This window comes from Nocardioides sp. JS614, assembly GCF_000015265.1.
Taxonomy (GTDB): Bacteria; Actinomycetota; Actinomycetes; order Propionibacteriales; family Nocardioidaceae; genus Nocardioides.
Genome location: NC_008699.1, coordinates 4,881,302 through 4,896,417, shown reverse-complemented (window position 1 = coordinate 4,896,417; position 15,116 = coordinate 4,881,302). Strand labels below are relative to the sequence as shown.

Sequence of the window (15,116 nt, the reverse complement as noted above, 5' to 3'; positions counted from 1 at the left end):
GCAGTCTTTCCCCATGCACTACGTCGGGGTCGACCTCGCCTGGGGCGAGCGCCGTCCGAGCGGCCTGGCGGTGCTCGACGCCGAGGCGCGGCTGCTCCATATCGCCACCGTGCACTCCGACGACGAGATCGAGGCCCACCTCGCGCCGTACGTCGGGGGCTCGTGCCTGGTCGCCTTCGACGCGCCGCTGATCGTCACGAACGCGACCGGCTCGCGACCCGCCGAGCAGGCGCTGGGCAGGGACTTCCGCCGCTTCGAGGCGGCCCCGCACCCCGCGAACACCAGCAAGCCCGAGTTCGTCGCGGGGTCCCGCGGCGCCCGGCTGTGCAAGCGGCTGCGGCTCGACATGGACCCGCGGTCCGGACGGCCGCGCCGCGCGATCGAGGTCTACCCGCACCCGGCGACGATCGTGCTGTTCGGCCTCGGTCGCACCTTGAAGTACAAGGACAAGCGCGGCCGCGACCTCGACCTGCTGCGCTCGGAGCTGCTGGTCCTGATGGCCCACGTCGAGCGGATCGTGGCGACCGACCGCGCCTGGCAGGCACTGCGCACCCAGGTGGAGGAGGCGACCCGCAAGAGCCACCTGCGCGAGGTCGAGGACCAGGTCGACGCCGTGATCTGCGCGTACGTCGCCCTGTTCGCGCACCGCTGGCCCGAGCGGACCACGACGTACGGCGACTTCGAGCAGGGCTACATCGTCACGCCCACGCTGCCCGACGCCCACGCCACGATCCGCGCCGCGGTCGAGGAGTACGCCGAACGGCAGCCGGAGCTGGTCGCCGTCGCGCGGGAGTACGTCGCCCTGGTGACCTCGATCCTCGACGAGGCCGGCATCAACTACCTGACCGTGACCGGCCGGGCCAAGAGCGTCGACTCGTTCGCCGCGAAGGCCGGGCGCACCGTCGACGGGGTGCCGCTCTACACCGACCCGTTGCGCGACATCGGCGACCAGGTGGGGCTGCGGGTGATCACCTACGTGCGCAGCGACGTGGCCGCGGTCGCCGAGGTGCTCGGCAGCCAGCTGCGGATCCTCGACGACCGCGACCTCGGCCAGGAGACCGCCAGCGAGGGCCGGTTCGGCTACGCCAGCCGGCACCTGCAGGTCGCCCGCGCCGACGGTCGCACCGCCCAGGTGCAGGTGCGCACCGTGCTGCAGCACGCGTGGGCGGAGTTCGAGCACGACATCCGCTACAAGGGCACCGTGCCCGAGGAGCACGCCCGCGACTTCGACCGCCGGTTCACCCTCGCGGCCGGGCTGCTCGAGCTCGCCGACCAGGAGTTCACCACGATCCGCGACCGGCTCCGCGGCGTCACCCCGGAGGAGCCGGACACCCAGGCGGAGGGGATCACCTCGCGCGAGCTCGCCGCGTTCCTCGCCGGGCAGTACGCCGACGCCGAGTGGTCGCGCACCGACCACTACGGCTGGATCGCCGGGCTGCTCCCCGAGCTCGGCGTCACCACGCTCGCCGAGCTCGGCCACGTCCTCGCCGACGTCGACGACGACCGGATCGCCGCGCGCATGGACTACCGCTACCCGCCCGGCGCCGTCCGCCGCCTCGACGATGCCCTCCTCGCCGCGTACGGCGAGCGGTACGTCGTCCTGCCCGGCAACGCCCACCGCCAGGCCGCGCTGCGCACCCGCCTGGAGAAGATGCGCGGCTGAGGCGCGGGGCGCCAGTACGGGTCGTGTGCCCGAGGACGCGCCATGGCGCGTGCTCAGGCACACGACCCGGAAGCCCCGGCGTCGTAACGTCTGCGCCATGAACACCGCAGCCGTCTTCATCGACCTCTTCGAGCGGATCCTCGAGAACGGCATCGCCGCCGTCGAGGGCCTCGACAAGGACCAGCTCGCCCACCGCCCGGCGCCGGACACCAACTCCATCGCGTGGCTGGTCTGGCACACCGCGCGTGTGCAGGACGCCCAGGTCGCGCACCTCGCCGGCACCGAGCAGGTGTGGTCCACCCAGGGCTGGGTGGAGCGCTTCGGCCTGCCGCTCGACCCGGCCGACCACGGCTACGGCCACTCCAGCGACCAGGTCGGCAAGGTCCGCGCGACCGGCGACCTGCTGGCCGGCTACCTGCGGGCGGTGCACGAGGCGACCGTGGCCTACCTGCGCGGTCTCACCGACGACGACCTCGACGACGTGATCGACACGCGCTGGGATCCGCCGGTCACCCGCGGCGTGCGGCTGGTCAGCATCGTCGACGACGACGCCCAGCACGTCGGCCAGGCGGCGTACCTCCGCGGTCTGCTCCTAGCTGTCTAAGCCCTTGGACCTATCCGTCTAGCCCGCTGAGGAGCGGCTCAACCGGTACCGGACGAAGGACGGCACGGCGAGCGCCGCGACCACGGTGCCGAGCACGACGAGGACACCACCACCCGCGGCCGCTGCGGCGGTGCCGACGACCGCCGCGGTGGTGCCGTGGGTGACGTCGGCGATCCGGGGGCCACCGGCGACGACCACGATGAACACGCCTTGGAGCCGGCCGCGCACCGAATCCGCGGCCGCGGTCTGCAGCATGCTGGTGCGGAAGGCCGCGGACGCCATGTCGGCGCCGCCGCCGACGACCAGCATCAGGATCGCCGTGACGAGCATCGGCCCCTGCCACCGGTCGGCGAGCGCGACCGCGACGCCGAAGCCGGTCATCGCCGCGCCCCACACCAGGATGCACACGACCACGGCGTACCCCTGCCGGTCGATCCGCGAGACCCACCCCGAGAGCACCCCGCCGGCGACCGCGCCCGCCGGGATCGCCGCGAACAGCGCCGCGAACACCATCCCGCCCTCGGTCGGGCCGCCGAACGAGATGTGCGCGATCTCGGGGAACAGCGCGCGCGGCATCCCGAAGGCCATCGCGACCAGGTCGACCACGAACGACATCAGCAGCACCGGGTGGCCGCGCAGGTAGCCGAAGCCCTCGACGACCGACCGCAGCCCGGGCGTCGTCGCCAGCCCGCCCTCGACCGGCAGCCGCGGCAGCCGGGCGACCGCGCCGAGGGTGGCGAACAGCGTGATCGTGTCGACCAGGTAGAGCCACGAGAAGCCGAGCACCGGGATCAGCAGGCCGCCGACCAGCGGCCCGGCGATCGCGCCGGCCTGGAAGACCGTCATCGAGAGGGAGTTCGCGGCCGGCAGCAGCTCGGGCGCGAGCAGCTTCGGGAGCACGGCGCTGCGGGTGGGCTGGTTGACCGCGAAGAACGCCTGCTGCACCGCGAACAGCCCGAGCAGGATCCACACGTCGCCGTTGCCGAGCGCGGCCTGCAGCCAGAACAGGGCGCTGGTCCCGATCAGTCCCAGGGTGGTGACCACGAGCAGCGTGCGCCGGTCGAAGACGTCGGCCAGCGCCCCGCCCCACAGCCCGAAGACGATCAGCGGGACCAGCCCGAACAGGCCGGTGAGGCCGACGTACGCCGAGGAGCCCGTGATCTGGTAGATCTGCGCTGGCACCGCGACGACCGTCAGCTGCGCGCCGATCACCGTGATGATGTTCGCGACCCACAGCCGCCGGAAGTGGTCGTTGCGCAGCGGGCGGGTGTCGGCCACCAGGCCCCGGAGTCTCAGCACGGTGCAGGGTCAGGGTTCGCAGCTGCTCGACTCCGGCTCACCAAGCAGCCGGTCGGCGAGGAAGTCGCACCACTGACCCGACGGGGGCCCGCCGTTCTTCGTGCCGTCGGACTCGCCGGGGTGCTTGACCCACAGCGTGCCGTCGAAGGCGCCGTCGAAGACCAGCCGTGGCGGGCGGCCGATGCGCGCCCAGGTCGGGTTGATCACGTCGTACCCGTCCGCGCTCGGGGTGGCGCCGTTGCGCGAGGTGTCGATGACGTAGTGCTTTCCGCGGACTCCGAGCTTGCGCAGTCCGCGCAACAGGAAGGCCGCGTACTGCTTCTCGTCGACAGTCGGGCGGAAGTTCGACACGTTGGTGCTGAAGCCACGCGCGTACCCGATGCCGCTGTTCCTCAGGAATCTCGGCCGGGTGTCGTACGGCGTCCAGTTCGAGTGCCCCGCATCGAGGTAGACCCACGCCCCGGAGCCGCTCAGGCGCCGGCTCGCGAAGCGCAGCATGCCCTGCCAGCCGTCCGGCTTGGTAGGGCAGGCGTCGTGCGAGCTGCTGAACAGGGGTAGCGCATCCGGCTCGAGCACGACGAGCGCGTGCTGGTCCTCCAGGCCGCCGGAGATCCGCCGGATCCAGGTGCGGTACTGCGCGGCCGTGGTCAGCGGGTTGCCCGAGGAGTACTGCCCGCAGTCGCGGCCCGGGATGCCGTAGACGGTGAGCATCGGCGTCTTCCGCGCGGCCAGTGCACGCCTGGTGTAGGCGCGGACGACGCTGCGGACCTCGGAGGTCGGGTAGGCCTCGGGGATGATCCACAGTGTCTGCGCCTTCGAGCCGATCTGCTCGCGGTACACCTGCTCCTGCTGGGTGGCGGCGGGCATGTACGGGTCGACGAACAGCCCGCGGGTCTTGCGCGGGTCCTGGCCCTTCGCGGCGAGCGACCCGTCCGGTGCGACGGGGTCGGCACCGGCCGGCGCGGCGAGGCCGGCGCCGAGCGCCAGGGCCGTCAACAGCGCCGCGGCGCGCAGCAGGCGGGGCCGTGGGAGCACCCGATCAGGGTACGGGCTGATCGTCCTCGCGTGGACCGAAGAGGCACAGCTCGTCGAGCTGCTCCGGCGACAGTGGAAGCCCCCAGGCCTGCATCTGGGCGCGGGAGCGCCGGGAGAACAGCGCCCGGAACAGCTCGTAGTGGTCCACGTCCTCGGGGATCCCGGCGGAGCCGAGCTTCATCGCGGCGACACCGGCGAGCACCGGCTCCCAGAGCCGGTCCGGCATCAGCCCGAGCCCGAGCGCCTCGTGCACGTCCGCGTGGTGGACGGCGATGTCCCAGACGATCGCGGGCCGGGGGTCCTGGGCCGCCGCGGCCGCGACCGCGTCCTGGTGCGAGCGCAGCTCCTCGAGCAGGTCACCCACCGGGAGGCCACGCCGCTCCGCGACGTGACGTGCGGTCCACTCCGGACCCGGTGCGCCCTCCATCCGCCCGGTCACGGCGTCCGAGGAGCCGCCCGCGAGGTGGGCCAGCAGGTCGTGCACGGTCCAGGCCGGCGTTCCCGGCACGGTGGTCTCGAGCTGCTCGTCGGTCAGGTCGCCGGCCAGCGCCGTCACGGCCGACACGTGCTCGCGGTAGAGGTCGCCCCAGTCGGTCATGGCCCGACCGTAGACGCTCATCCCGCCGCGGCGAAGAGACAGAACGGATGTCCCGCCGGATCCAGCAGGACCCGTACGTCGTCCTGCGGCTGGTGCGGCGCCAGGCTCGCGCCCAGGGCGGTCGCGTGCGTCACGCCGGCGTGCAGGTCGTCGACCGCCACGTCGAGGTGGGCCTGCATCTGCTGCTCACCCGGTCCCGCCGGCCAGGCGGGCGGCACGTGCCCGTCCTCGAGCTGGAAGGCCAGTCCCGGTGTCGCACCGTCCCGTGGCCCGATCACCACCCAGTCGGGGCGCTCGACGAGGGTCGACCAGGTCAGCAGCTCGCGGTAGAACGCGGCGAGGCCGCGCGGGTCCGGGCTGCCGAGCACGGTGGCGGACAGGCGGAACGCCGGCGCGGACATGGGCCTCACCGTAGGCAGGAATGATGCTTCTGCGAAAGGGTGTCGTGTTGACGGTCCCGCGTTCGTGGAGAGGGTGACGGGGCCGTCGAGGCCCCCGACCAGGAGGTTCCACCATGTCGCAGCACGTGCTCTCGATCGTCCCCGACGAGGCCGACCGGGTCCCGGCCCGCCCGCTCCGGGAGGAGCGGGGCGCGTGAGCGATGCGCACGCGGCGGTCGAGCGGATCTATCGCGAGGAGTACGGCCGGGTCGTCGCCTCCCTGGTCCGCCGCTTCGGCGACATCGACGTCGCCGAGGAGGCCGCCGGCGAGGCGCTCCTGGTCGCCCTGGAACGGTGGCCACGAGACGGCGTACCGCCCAACCCCGGCGGGTGGCTGACCACGACGGCCGGCAACCGCGCCATCGACCGGATCCGCCGCGAGTCGCACCGCGACGCCAAGCACCAGGCGGCACTGATGATGCATGACGACACACCTCACGAGCCCACGGGACCGGTTGCCGACGACCGGCTGCGGCTGATCTTCACCTGCTGCCACCCCGCGCTCGCGCCCGAGGCCCGGGTGGCCCTGACGCTACGGCTGCTCGGCGGACTGACGGTCCCCGAGATCGCGCGGGCCTTCCTCGTGCCCGAGACCACGATGGCGCAGCGGATCACCCGCGCGAAGCGGAAGATCAAGGCCGCCCACATCCCCTTCCGCGTGCCCGCCGCCGAAGACCTGGCCGGCCGGCTCTCCGCGGTGCTCGCGGTGGTCTACCTGGTGTTCAACGAGGGCTATCTCGCGAGCTCGGGGGACGCGCCGATCCGCGAGGACCTGACCGCCGAGGCGATCCGGCTGGGCCGGATCCTGCGCGGCCTGCTCCCGGACCAGCCCGAGGTCGCCGGGCTGCTCGCCCTCATGCTGCTCACCGACGCCCGGCGCACCACGCGGGTGGCGGGCGGGGAGCTGGTGCCGCTGCACGAGCAGGACCGCGGCGGCTGGGACCGGGAGCTGATCGCGGAGGGACACGGGCTGGTCCGCGCGTGCCTCGCGCACGCCCGGGAGACCGGCAGGGCGCCGGGGCAGTACCAGCTGCTCGCGGCGATCAACGCCGTGCACACCGACGCCCCGACCGCGGCCGACACCGACTGGTCGCAGATCGCCGCGCTCTACGAGCAGCTCCACGCGCTCGTGCCGAGCCCCGTCGTCGCGCTCAACCGGGCGGTCGCCGTGGCCGAGCTCGACGGTCCCGAGGTCGCGCTCGCCGAGGTGGACCGGCTGCCGCTGACGACGTACCACGCCTGGCACGCGACCCGCGCCGACCTGCTGCGCCGGCTCGGGCGCAGCGCGGAGGCACGGGCGGCGTACGACGCCGCGATCGCGGCCACCGACAACCCGGCCGAGCGCGCGTACCTGTCCCGTCGTCGCGGCAGCCTGGCCCCCGGCCCTCGTCCCTAGCCCGCGTTCCTGGTCGGCGTCCCTGGTCTGCGTCCCTCCTCTGCATCCCTACTCTGGGCGACATGAGCCTCGCCCCTCTCGCGCTCCCGTTGCCCGACGACGCCCAGGAGTGGGTCGAGTCCCTGACCCGCGACGGACTCGCGACCGCCCGCGAGCGCGCCGAGCGGCTGCGCACGTCCCCGCCGGCCGACCCGCTGGACCTGCTCCGCGAGTGGGACGAGGTGGCCCGCGCGCTGTCCGGCGTCGCGGCGGCCGCCTCGCTGCTCGCGAACGTGCACCCGCTGGAGCCGGTGCGGACCGCGTGCGAGGCGGCCGACCGGGAGGTGGACCGGCTGCTCACCGAGCTGCGCCAGGACCGCGGGCTGTACGACGTCTTCGCGGCCGCCGACCCGGCCGGCCTGGACCCCGCGGCAGCACGCCTGCTCGACAAGACCCTCGAGGACTTCCGGCGCGCCGGCGTCGACCTCGACGACGCGACCCGGGCCCGGCTCGCCGAGATCAACGAGCGGCTGACCCAGGTCGGTCAGGAGTTCAGTCGCACCATCCGCGACGACGTGCGCACCGTCCGGGTCCCGGCCGAGCGCCTCGCCGGCCTGCCGCAGGACTGGCTCGACGCCCATCCCGTCGATGCCGACGGGCTGGTCACGGTCACCACCGACTACCCGGACGCGGTGCCGGTCCGGATGTTCGTCCACGACGCGGGCGTCCGGCGCCAGGTCACGGTCGCGTTCCTGGAGCGTGGCTGGCCGCAGAACGAGCCGCTGCTGCGCGAGATGTTCGCACTGCGGCACGAGCTCGCCACCCTGGTCGGCTACGCCGACTGGGCGTCGTACGACGCCGGCGTGAAGATGATCGGCGACGGACCGGCGATCCCGGCGTTCATCGACCGGATCGCGGCCGCCGCGGACGCGCCCATGCGGCGCGACCTCGACCAGCTGCTCGAGCGCTACCGGCGCGATGTCCCGGACGCGACCGCGATCGACACCGCGGACTCGCTGTACTACGAGGAGCTGGTCCGCCAGGAGCGGCACGACGTCGACGCGCAGCGGGTCCGGGCGTACTTCGACTTCACCAAGGTCCGCCGTGGCCTGCTCGAGGTCACCGGCCGGCTGTTCGGGCTGCGCTACGAGCCGGTCCCCGACGCGACGGTCTGGCACGAGGACGTCGCGGCGTACGACGTGCTTCGCGACGCCCCCGACGGCCCGGTCCCCGTCGGGCGGATCTACCTGGACCTGCACCCGCGCGAGGGCAAGTACAAGCACGCGGCGCAGTTCACCCTCGTCGACGGGCTCGCCGGGCGGCAGCTGCCCGAGGGCGTGCTGGTGTGCAACTTCTCGCGCGGCCTGATGGAGCACGACCATGTGGTCACGCTGTTCCACGAGTTCGGGCATCTGGTCCACCACGTGCTCGGCGGCCACGGCGGGTGGACCCGCTTCTCCGGGGTCGCGACCGAGTGGGACTTCGTCGAGGCGCCCAGCCAGCTGCTCGAGGAGTGGGCGTGGGACCCCGAGGTGCTGCGCACCTTCGCCGCCGACGCCGACGGCGAGCCGATCCCGGAGGACCTGGTGGAGCGGATGCGGGCCGCCGACGAGTTCGGCAAGGGCTACCACGCGCGCACCCAGATGTTCTACGCGGCGATGTCGTACTGGTTCCACACGTCGCGTCCCGACGACCTGACCGCGGCGATGCGCGAGCTGCAGGAGCGCTACTCGCCGTTCCCCTACATCGACGGCACCCACATGTTCGCGAGCTTCGGCCACCTCGGCGGCTACTCCTCGGCGTACTACACCTACATGTGGTCGCTGGTGATCGCGAAGGACCTGTTCTCCGCCTTCGACCCCGCCGATCTCTTCGACCCGGTCGTCGCCGGTCGCTACCGCGACCGCGTGCTCGCCCTCGGCGGCTCCCGGGACGCCGCCGACCTGGTCACCGACTTCCTCGGCCGCCCCTACACCTTCGACGCGTACGCCGCCTGGCTCGCTCGCTAGGTCCAGCCGGTTCGTGACGGTTTCCCCGGTTAGCCGGGGAAGTTGCCACTGTTGGGCCGAAACTTCGGCCGATAAGTTCCGGTTTCCCCGGTTCACCGGGGAAACCGCCTTGCCCCAGCCGACCCATCGACGTACGCTCGCGATATATCGTGAGCAGTCGGCGACAGTACGCCACCTCGCGCTACCGATCAGAGGGGAGTCCGGTCATGGGACACCAGGGATTCAGCCGGCAGTGGGCCGGTCATGGCGAGCAGGAGTGGCACCAGCACGGCGGGCGGCACGGCGGCCCCTGGGGCGGGCCGTGGGGCGGCCCGGGCGGCTTCGGCCGGCCGGGGCACCCGGGTCCCCCGCCGTGGGTCGCGGGCCTGTTCGGTCTCGCCCAGGGTGATCGCCAGCGCGGGCCGCGGGTCCGGCGCGGTGACGTGCGGACGGCGATCCTGGACGTGGTGCGCACCGCGCAGTGGAACGGCGAGCCGGTCAACGGCTACCAGGTGATCCAGCAGATCGCCGAGCGCAGCAACGGTGCGTGGCGGCCGAGCCCCGGCTCGGTGTACCCGACCATCCAGCAGCTCGAGGACGAGGGGCTGCTGGCGACCGAGGACACCGGCGGTCGCCGGAGCCTGCGGCTCACCGCCGAGGGCGAGGCGTACGTCGCGGACCACGCCGACGAGCTCAGCTCGGTGTGGGCGCCGTTCGAGGAGCCCGAGCGCGACGAGACGCAGGGCAGGTACGCCGACCTCAAGCCGGAGATCGGCCAGGTGATGGGTGCGGTGTGGCAGATCGTCACCACCGGCAGCGAGCAGCAGCGCCGGGCCGCCATCGACGTGCTCGTCGAGACCCGCCGCAAGCTGTACGGCATCCTCGCCGAGGGCGACCCCGAGGGTGATGACGAGGGCGGGGACGCGTCGTGACCGACGAGCACCTGCGGATCGGCGACGCCGAGCGCGAGCAGGCCGCAGCGGCCCTGGGCGAGCACTACGCCCAGGGCCGACTGACCTCCGAGGAGTACGCCGAGCGGCTCGACCGGATCTGGGCCGCGCGCACCCGCGCCGACCTGGGGCCGATCTTCCGCGACCTCCCCGGCCGGTATGGCCCGGCGGGGCAGATCCCGGGCGCCATGGGCCAGACCGTGGGCCGGACCAGAGGCCGGGCCAGCGCCGGACCGGCGCGCCGCCCGGCGTACCGGTGCGGCGGTATGGCACTGTCCCGGCACGGCCTGCCGACGCCGATCATCGTCGTCCTGGCCGTGCTGCTGGTGCTGACCGTGCTCACGCACCTGCCGCTGATCCTGGCCGGACTGCTCGTCGCGTGGTTCGTGATGAGCCGCCACCGGAGGTTCGCGCGCGCCCGGCAGTGGTCCAGATGAGCGGCGTAGACCACCGCCATAGACCACGGTCCTAGACCAGTTTCACCGCATCGGCACGGCGACTTAGCCTGTCGAATACCGGGCTGGGGGGGCCGGAGGAACGCTCTCGGGAGACGTGCTCACGCCCTATTTCCTGTCAATGCAAGGAGAGCGTCGTCATGACCGCTCATACCCGGTTCCGCGTCGCGGTCGCCATCGGAGCGTTGCTCGCTCCGCTCGCGGTCGTGGCCGCGACCTCCGCTCCGGCCAATGCACTACCCGCGAAGCACAAGCACGAGGTCTACATCTACAAGGTAGAGAAGAACCTGAAGCTCGCAGGCGTCGGCACGGACACCGTCGGCGACTCGACGGCACCCACGCTCAGCTGCGACCCCGGTGACACCGTCCTCGACGGCATGTGGAGGGTCAAGAGCGTCGACCAGTACCAGCCGCCGCCGCCCGACCCGGACGAAGACCCCGACTTCCCGAGCACCAGCACGGCCGGTGGTGTGTACAACGACGTGCGCGACGTGCACGTGGTCGCGTCGTACCCCGACCAGCTCGACGCCCGCAGGTGGAACTACCAGTTCGAGAACCGCGCGTACGGCGACGCCCAGCTCAAGCTCTACGTGACCTGCGTCCGCGGCTACACGGAGTACACCAACTCGCACCGGCACCAGATCGAGGTCCAGAACCTCACGAGCGTCGCGGCCTCGACCTCCGACCATCCTTCGTGGTCCGGCGTCCGGAGCTACTACGAGTGGGGTGGCGCGCCGTGCGCTGCTGGGAGGTACTTCGTGGCCCCGGGCTTCAAGCTCGACAACCCGGCGACCGACCACCGGTTGGTCGGCAGCTACCCGAAGTTCGGCAGTGCCGGCTTGGCCTGGACCTGGGAGTTCGGTGGCACCGGTCTGACGTCCGCGACGTTCTACGGCAAGTGCATCAGCCGCAAGGTGCTCACCGGCGCCTCGCACCAGCACGCGCTGGCGATGAAGCACATGCCGAGCGCGGACCCGACCGCCGGCCACCTGACCAGCATTCCCGTCGGTGACCCGTACGAGGTGCGGTACTCCTGTGATCAGGACGAGCCCAGCTACTCCGGCTACAAGGCGGCGGTCGGCTGGTTCTGGATGGGCAACTACTGGGAGGACACCTGGTTCCTCGGCATGGAGCCGCGGCCCAAGACCCGGGCCTACTCCTTCTGGAACGGCGGCGCGAGCAGTGCCCAGGTCACCCTCGGGACCCTGTGCATCAACAGCCGGACGGCCAACCCGATCCTCTAGCAGTTCCTGCACAGAGGTGAACACCTGACCCGAGCCCGTCCCGTGAACGGGGCGGGCTCGGGCATACCCGGAGCCCCCCACCGGGCGGACCTGTACACGACAGGAGTGCAGCCCGCCCGGTGAGGTCCGGGTGCTCGCGTGCGTCAGCACGCCGACAAGTGGGTAGGGAATAGGGTGACCGCGGTCACAACCGTCACCTATCTCGGAGGTGCCTCATGTCCGACGTCCCCCGCCGTCCGGCCGATCGCCGCAGCGTCCCCCGCGGCCGGTGGCTGATCGTCGCCGCGCTGCTCGCGCCGGCGGTGGTGCTGCCGTTGTGGGTGCCGCTCTACGACCGCGAGGACCCGAGCTTCCTGGGCTTCCCGTTCTACTACTGGTTCCAGTTCCTGCTGATCGTGGGCGCGGTCACGCTGACCGTGCCGGCGTACCTCGTCGCCACCGGCGCCGACCGCGCCCATCGCCTGGCGCACGGCCTCCCGCCGGAGCCGGACGGCACCGCCGCGAGCCGGGACGGTGAGCCGCGGTGATCGCGGACGTCAACGGCGTCGTCCTCGGCGTCTTCGTCTTCTTGTTCCTCCTGGTCACGGTCCTCGGGTTCGCCGCCGCCCGCTGGCGCCGCGCGCAGTCGCTCGACAGCCTGGACGAATGGGGTCTCGGCGGCCGCGGCTTCGGCACCTTCATCGCCTGGTTCCTCATCGGCGGCGACATCTACACGGCGTACACCTTCATCGCCGTGCCCGCGACGCTGTACGCCGGCAGCGCGGTCGGGTTCTTCGCGGTCCCGTACACGATCGTCGTCTACCCGCTGATCTTCGTGTTCCTGCCCCGGCTGTGGTCGGTGAGCCACCGGCACGGGTACGTCACCCCGGCCGACTTCGTCCAGGGCCGCTACGACAGCCGGCCGCTGGCGCTGGCCGTCGCGCTGACCGGGATCCTCGCGACGATGCCGTACATCGCGCTGCAGCTCGTCGGCATGCAGGTGGTGCTCGAGGTGATGGGCCTCGGCACCGACAGCGACAACTGGCTGGTCAAGGACTTCCCGCTGCTGCTCGCCTTCGTGGTCCTGGCCGCCTACACCTACTCCAGCGGGCTGCGCGCGCCCGCGCTGATCGCGTTCGTCAAGGACACCCTGATCTACCTGGTGATCATCGTGGCGGTCGTCTACCTGCCCTCGCAGCTCGGCGGCTGGGAGCACATCTTCTCGACCGTCAACGACAGCTTCAGCTCGTTCAACGCCGACAACGCCGACGCCATCGCGGCCGGCGACGCCGCGCCCAAGGGGACGATGCCGCCCGGTCCGGCGCAGTGGGCCTACGCCTCGCTGGCCCTCGGCTCGGCGCTGGCGCTGTTCATGTACCCGCACTCGGTGACCGGCGTGCTCTCGACCCGCAGCCGGTCGGTGATCCGGCGCAACGCGGCCCTGCTGCCGGCGTACTCGTTCCTGCTGGGGCTGCTGGCCCTGCTCGGCTTCGTGGCCATCGCCGCCGGGGTGAAGGTCGAGAACCCGCAGCAGTCGGTGCCGCAGCTGTTCGAGAACGAGTTCAGCCCCTGGTTCGCCGGGGTCGCCTTCGCCGCGATCGTGATCGGCGCGCTGGTGCCGGCCGCGATCATGTCGATCGCCGCCGCCAACCTGTGGACCCGCAACATCTACAAGGCGTTCATCAACCGTGACGCCACGCACGCCCAGGAGGCCAAGCAGAGCAAGGTCGCCTCGCTGCTGGTGAAGTTCGGCGCGCTGGTGTTCGTGCTCGCGCTCTCCAACTCGTTCGCGATCAACCTCCAGCTCCTCGGCGGCGTGTGGATCCTGCAGACCCTGCCGGCCATCGTGATCGGGCTGTACACCCGCTGGATGCACCGGTGGGCGCTGTTCGCGGGCTGGGCGGTCGGCATGGCGTGGGGCACCTGGCTCGCGTACGGCGTCTCCTCGCCTGTCCAGGAACACTTCGGCGGGCCGCTCGTGAACTTCCCGGGCACCGAGACGAAGTTCTACATTGCGCTGATCGCGTTCCTCGCCAATCTGCTGGTCGCGATCGTGCTCACGGTGGTCTTCCGTGCGCTCGATGTGGCCGAGGGCGTGGACCAGACCCGTGCGCAGGACTACCACGCCGACGTCGGCGACCCCGGCGTGGAGTCGGAGCTCGAGCCGCACGAGAGCGTCCGCGCCTGAGGGCGGGTCGTGTGCCTGAGCACGCGCCATGGCGCGTTCTCGGGCACACGACCCTGCACGGGTCGGTAACGTGCCGCGCGTGACGCCGTCCTTCGAGCTCGACCAGGACCACCTCGACCTGCGCACCTGGGTGCACGACTTCGCCGAGGAGGTGGTGCGCCCGGCCGCTGCCGAGTGGGACGAGCGGGAGGAGTTCCCGTGGCCGGTGGTCGAGGAGGCCGCGAAGGTCGGCCTCTACTCGGTCGACTTCATCGTCACCCAGGCGCTCGACGAGACCGGGCTCGGCTTCCCGATCACGATGGAGGAGCTGTTCTGGGGCGACGCCGGGATCGGGCTCTCGATCGTCGGCACGTCCCTGGCGGCCGCCGGCGTACGCGCCAACGGCACCGACGAGCAGGTCGCGGAGTGGATCCCCGCCATGTACGGCGCTCCCGGTGACCTCAAGCTCGGCGCGTTCTGCTCCTCCGAGCCCGATGCCGGCTCCGACGTGGGCGCGATGCGCACCCGCGCGACGTACGACGAAGCAGGCGACGAGTGGGTCCTCAACGGCACCAAGACCTGGGCGACCAACGGCGGCATCGCGGACGTCCACGTGGTGACCGCCGTGGTCGATCCCGAGCTGCGCACCCGCGGCCAGGCCAGCTTCGTCGTCCCGCCCGGCACCAAGGGGCTCAGCCAGGGCCAGAAGTTCCACAAGCACGGGATCCGCGCCTCGCACACCGCCGAGGTGGTGCTCGACCAGGTGCGGGTGCCCGGCCGCTGCCTGCTCGGCGGCAAGGAGAAGCTGGACGCCCGGCTGGCCCGGGCCCGTGAGGGTGCCCGCAGCGCCGGGTCCTCGAACGCCTCGATGGCGACCTTCGAGCGCACCCGGCCGGCGGTGGGTGCGCAGGCGATCGGCATCGCCCGCGCGGCGTACGAGGTGGCCTTGGACTACGCGAAGACCCGCGAGCAGTTCGGAAGGGCGATCATCGAGAACCAGGCGATCGCCTTCACCCTCGCCGACATGGCCACCTCGATCGAGGCGTCGCGGCTGCTGGTGTGGCGCGCGGCCTGGATGGCCCGGCAGGGCAAGCGCTTCGAGCAGGCCGAGGGGTCGATGTCCAAGCTGTTCGCCGGTGAGACCGCCGTGCGGGTCACCGGCCAGGCGATGCAGATCCTCGGCGGCAACGGCTTCACCCGCGAGTACCCCGTCGAGCGGATGGCCCGCGACGCCAAGATCTACACGATCTTCGAGGGGACCTCGGAGATCCAGCGCCTGGTCATCGCCCGGTCCATCTCCGGGGCGCCGATCCGCTGAC

The 15,116-nt window shown here is 72.0% G+C and carries 14 protein-coding genes; 10 read left to right on the top strand and 4 right to left on the bottom strand.

The genetic code is table 11. The features are described 5' to 3' along the window. Window positions 1-13 precede the first annotated feature (13 nt). Both NOCA_RS24840 and NOCA_RS24835 read left to right on the top strand, forming a co-directional pair. On the top strand, window positions 14-1,663 hold the full coding sequence (locus tag NOCA_RS24840; protein ID WP_041546958.1) for a DUF429 domain-containing protein: 1,650 nt from the start codon (window positions 14-16) through the stop codon (window positions 1,661-1,663). Between the two features lie 97 nt (window positions 1,664-1,760). Then, window positions 1,761-2,267 carry a mycothiol transferase gene (locus tag NOCA_RS24835; protein ID WP_011758042.1) on the top strand — a complete coding sequence of 169 codons (507 nt, stop codon included), beginning with the start codon at window positions 1,761-1,763 and terminating at the stop codon, window positions 2,265-2,267. An 18-nt stretch (window positions 2,268-2,285) separates the two neighbouring features. Here the strand turns inward: NOCA_RS24835 and NOCA_RS24830 are convergent, their stop codons facing one another. From NOCA_RS24830 to NOCA_RS24815, 4 genes are read right to left on the bottom strand one after another with little or no spacing between them, the layout of a single operon-like run. After that, on the bottom strand, window positions 2,286-3,566 hold the full coding sequence (locus NOCA_RS24830) for an MFS transporter (protein WP_011758041.1): 1,281 nt from the start codon (window positions 3,564-3,566) through the stop codon (window positions 2,286-2,288). A gap of 9 nt (window positions 3,567-3,575) precedes the next feature. Next, window positions 3,576-4,601, bottom strand: coding sequence for a glycoside hydrolase family 6 protein (locus NOCA_RS24825; protein WP_011758040.1), 1,026 nt, complete (start codon window positions 4,599-4,601; stop codon window positions 3,576-3,578). Between the two features lie 4 nt (window positions 4,602-4,605). Next, window positions 4,606-5,199: a maleylpyruvate isomerase N-terminal domain-containing protein gene (locus tag NOCA_RS24820; RefSeq protein ID WP_041546956.1), complete on the bottom strand. Its 594-nt coding sequence runs from the start codon at window positions 5,197-5,199 to the stop codon at window positions 4,606-4,608. 17 nt (window positions 5,200-5,216) lie between these two features. After that, window positions 5,217-5,600, bottom strand: coding sequence for a VOC family protein (locus NOCA_RS24815; RefSeq protein ID WP_011758038.1), 384 nt, complete (start codon window positions 5,598-5,600; stop codon window positions 5,217-5,219). Between the two features lie 193 nt (window positions 5,601-5,793). On the opposite strand from NOCA_RS24815, the gene NOCA_RS24810 reads away from it, so the two are divergent. The 8 genes from NOCA_RS24810 (at window position 5,794) to NOCA_RS24775 (ending at window position 15,115) form a co-directional block, all read left to right on the top strand. Beyond that, window positions 5,794-7,035, top strand: a complete 1,242-nt coding sequence (locus NOCA_RS24810) for an RNA polymerase sigma factor (RefSeq protein ID WP_011758037.1) — start codon at window positions 5,794-5,796, stop codon at window positions 7,033-7,035. A gap of 62 nt (window positions 7,036-7,097) precedes the next feature. Continuing rightward, window positions 7,098-9,023 (top strand): M3 family metallopeptidase, encoded by a 1,926-nt coding sequence (locus tag NOCA_RS24805; RefSeq protein ID WP_011758036.1) that lies wholly within the window; start codon window positions 7,098-7,100, stop codon window positions 9,021-9,023. Between the two features lie 206 nt (window positions 9,024-9,229). Beyond that, complete coding sequence (locus tag NOCA_RS24800; RefSeq protein ID WP_011758035.1) at window positions 9,230-9,934, top strand: PadR family transcriptional regulator; 705 nt, start codon at window positions 9,230-9,232, stop codon at window positions 9,932-9,934. Further along, window positions 9,931-10,389 carry a DUF1707 SHOCT-like domain-containing protein gene (locus NOCA_RS24795; RefSeq protein WP_011758034.1) on the top strand — a complete coding sequence of 153 codons (459 nt, stop codon included), beginning with the start codon at window positions 9,931-9,933 and terminating at the stop codon, window positions 10,387-10,389. Before NOCA_RS24800 ends, NOCA_RS24795 begins: the two co-directional genes overlap by 4 nt. Before the next feature lie 158 nt (window positions 10,390-10,547). Continuing rightward, window positions 10,548-11,651 (top strand): hypothetical protein, encoded by a 1,104-nt coding sequence (locus tag NOCA_RS24790; protein ID WP_011758033.1) that lies wholly within the window; start codon window positions 10,548-10,550, stop codon window positions 11,649-11,651. 215 nt (window positions 11,652-11,866) lie between these two features. Continuing rightward, window positions 11,867-12,178 carry a DUF3311 domain-containing protein gene (locus tag NOCA_RS24785; RefSeq protein ID WP_011758032.1) on the top strand — a complete coding sequence of 104 codons (312 nt, stop codon included), beginning with the start codon at window positions 11,867-11,869 and terminating at the stop codon, window positions 12,176-12,178. Further along, window positions 12,175-13,818: a monocarboxylate uptake permease MctP gene (gene mctP, locus NOCA_RS24780; RefSeq protein WP_011758031.1), complete on the top strand. Its 1,644-nt coding sequence runs from the start codon at window positions 12,175-12,177 to the stop codon at window positions 13,816-13,818. Before NOCA_RS24785 ends, mctP begins: the two co-directional genes overlap by 4 nt. Window positions 13,819-13,897: 79 nt before the next feature. Continuing rightward, complete coding sequence (locus NOCA_RS24775; RefSeq protein ID WP_041546954.1) at window positions 13,898-15,115, top strand: acyl-CoA dehydrogenase family protein; 1,218 nt, start codon at window positions 13,898-13,900, stop codon at window positions 15,113-15,115. Window position 15,116 lies beyond the last annotated feature (1 nt).

What these genes read in the sequence shown, in the direction of transcription:
- NOCA_RS24840 (WP_041546958.1), top strand. Translation starts at nt 14, where the DNA reads ATGCACTACGTCGGGGTCGACCTCGCCTGGGGCGAGCGCCGTCCGAGC.
- NOCA_RS24835 (WP_011758042.1), top strand. Translation starts at nt 1,761, where the DNA reads ATGAACACCGCAGCCGTCTTCATCGACCTCTTCGAGCGGATCCTCGAG.
- NOCA_RS24820 (WP_041546956.1), bottom strand. Translation starts at nt 5,199, where the DNA reads ATGACCGACTGGGGCGACCTCTACCGCGAGCACGTGTCGGCCGTGACG.
- NOCA_RS24815 (WP_011758038.1), bottom strand. Translation starts at nt 5,600, where the DNA reads ATGTCCGCGCCGGCGTTCCGCCTGTCCGCCACCGTGCTCGGCAGCCCG.
- NOCA_RS24805 (WP_011758036.1), top strand. Translation starts at nt 7,098, where the DNA reads ATGAGCCTCGCCCCTCTCGCGCTCCCGTTGCCCGACGACGCCCAGGAG.
- NOCA_RS24800 (WP_011758035.1), top strand. Translation starts at nt 9,230, where the DNA reads ATGGGACACCAGGGATTCAGCCGGCAGTGGGCCGGTCATGGCGAGCAG.
- NOCA_RS24790 (WP_011758033.1), top strand. Translation starts at nt 10,548, where the DNA reads ATGACCGCTCATACCCGGTTCCGCGTCGCGGTCGCCATCGGAGCGTTG.
- NOCA_RS24785 (WP_011758032.1), top strand. Translation starts at nt 11,867, where the DNA reads ATGTCCGACGTCCCCCGCCGTCCGGCCGATCGCCGCAGCGTCCCCCGC.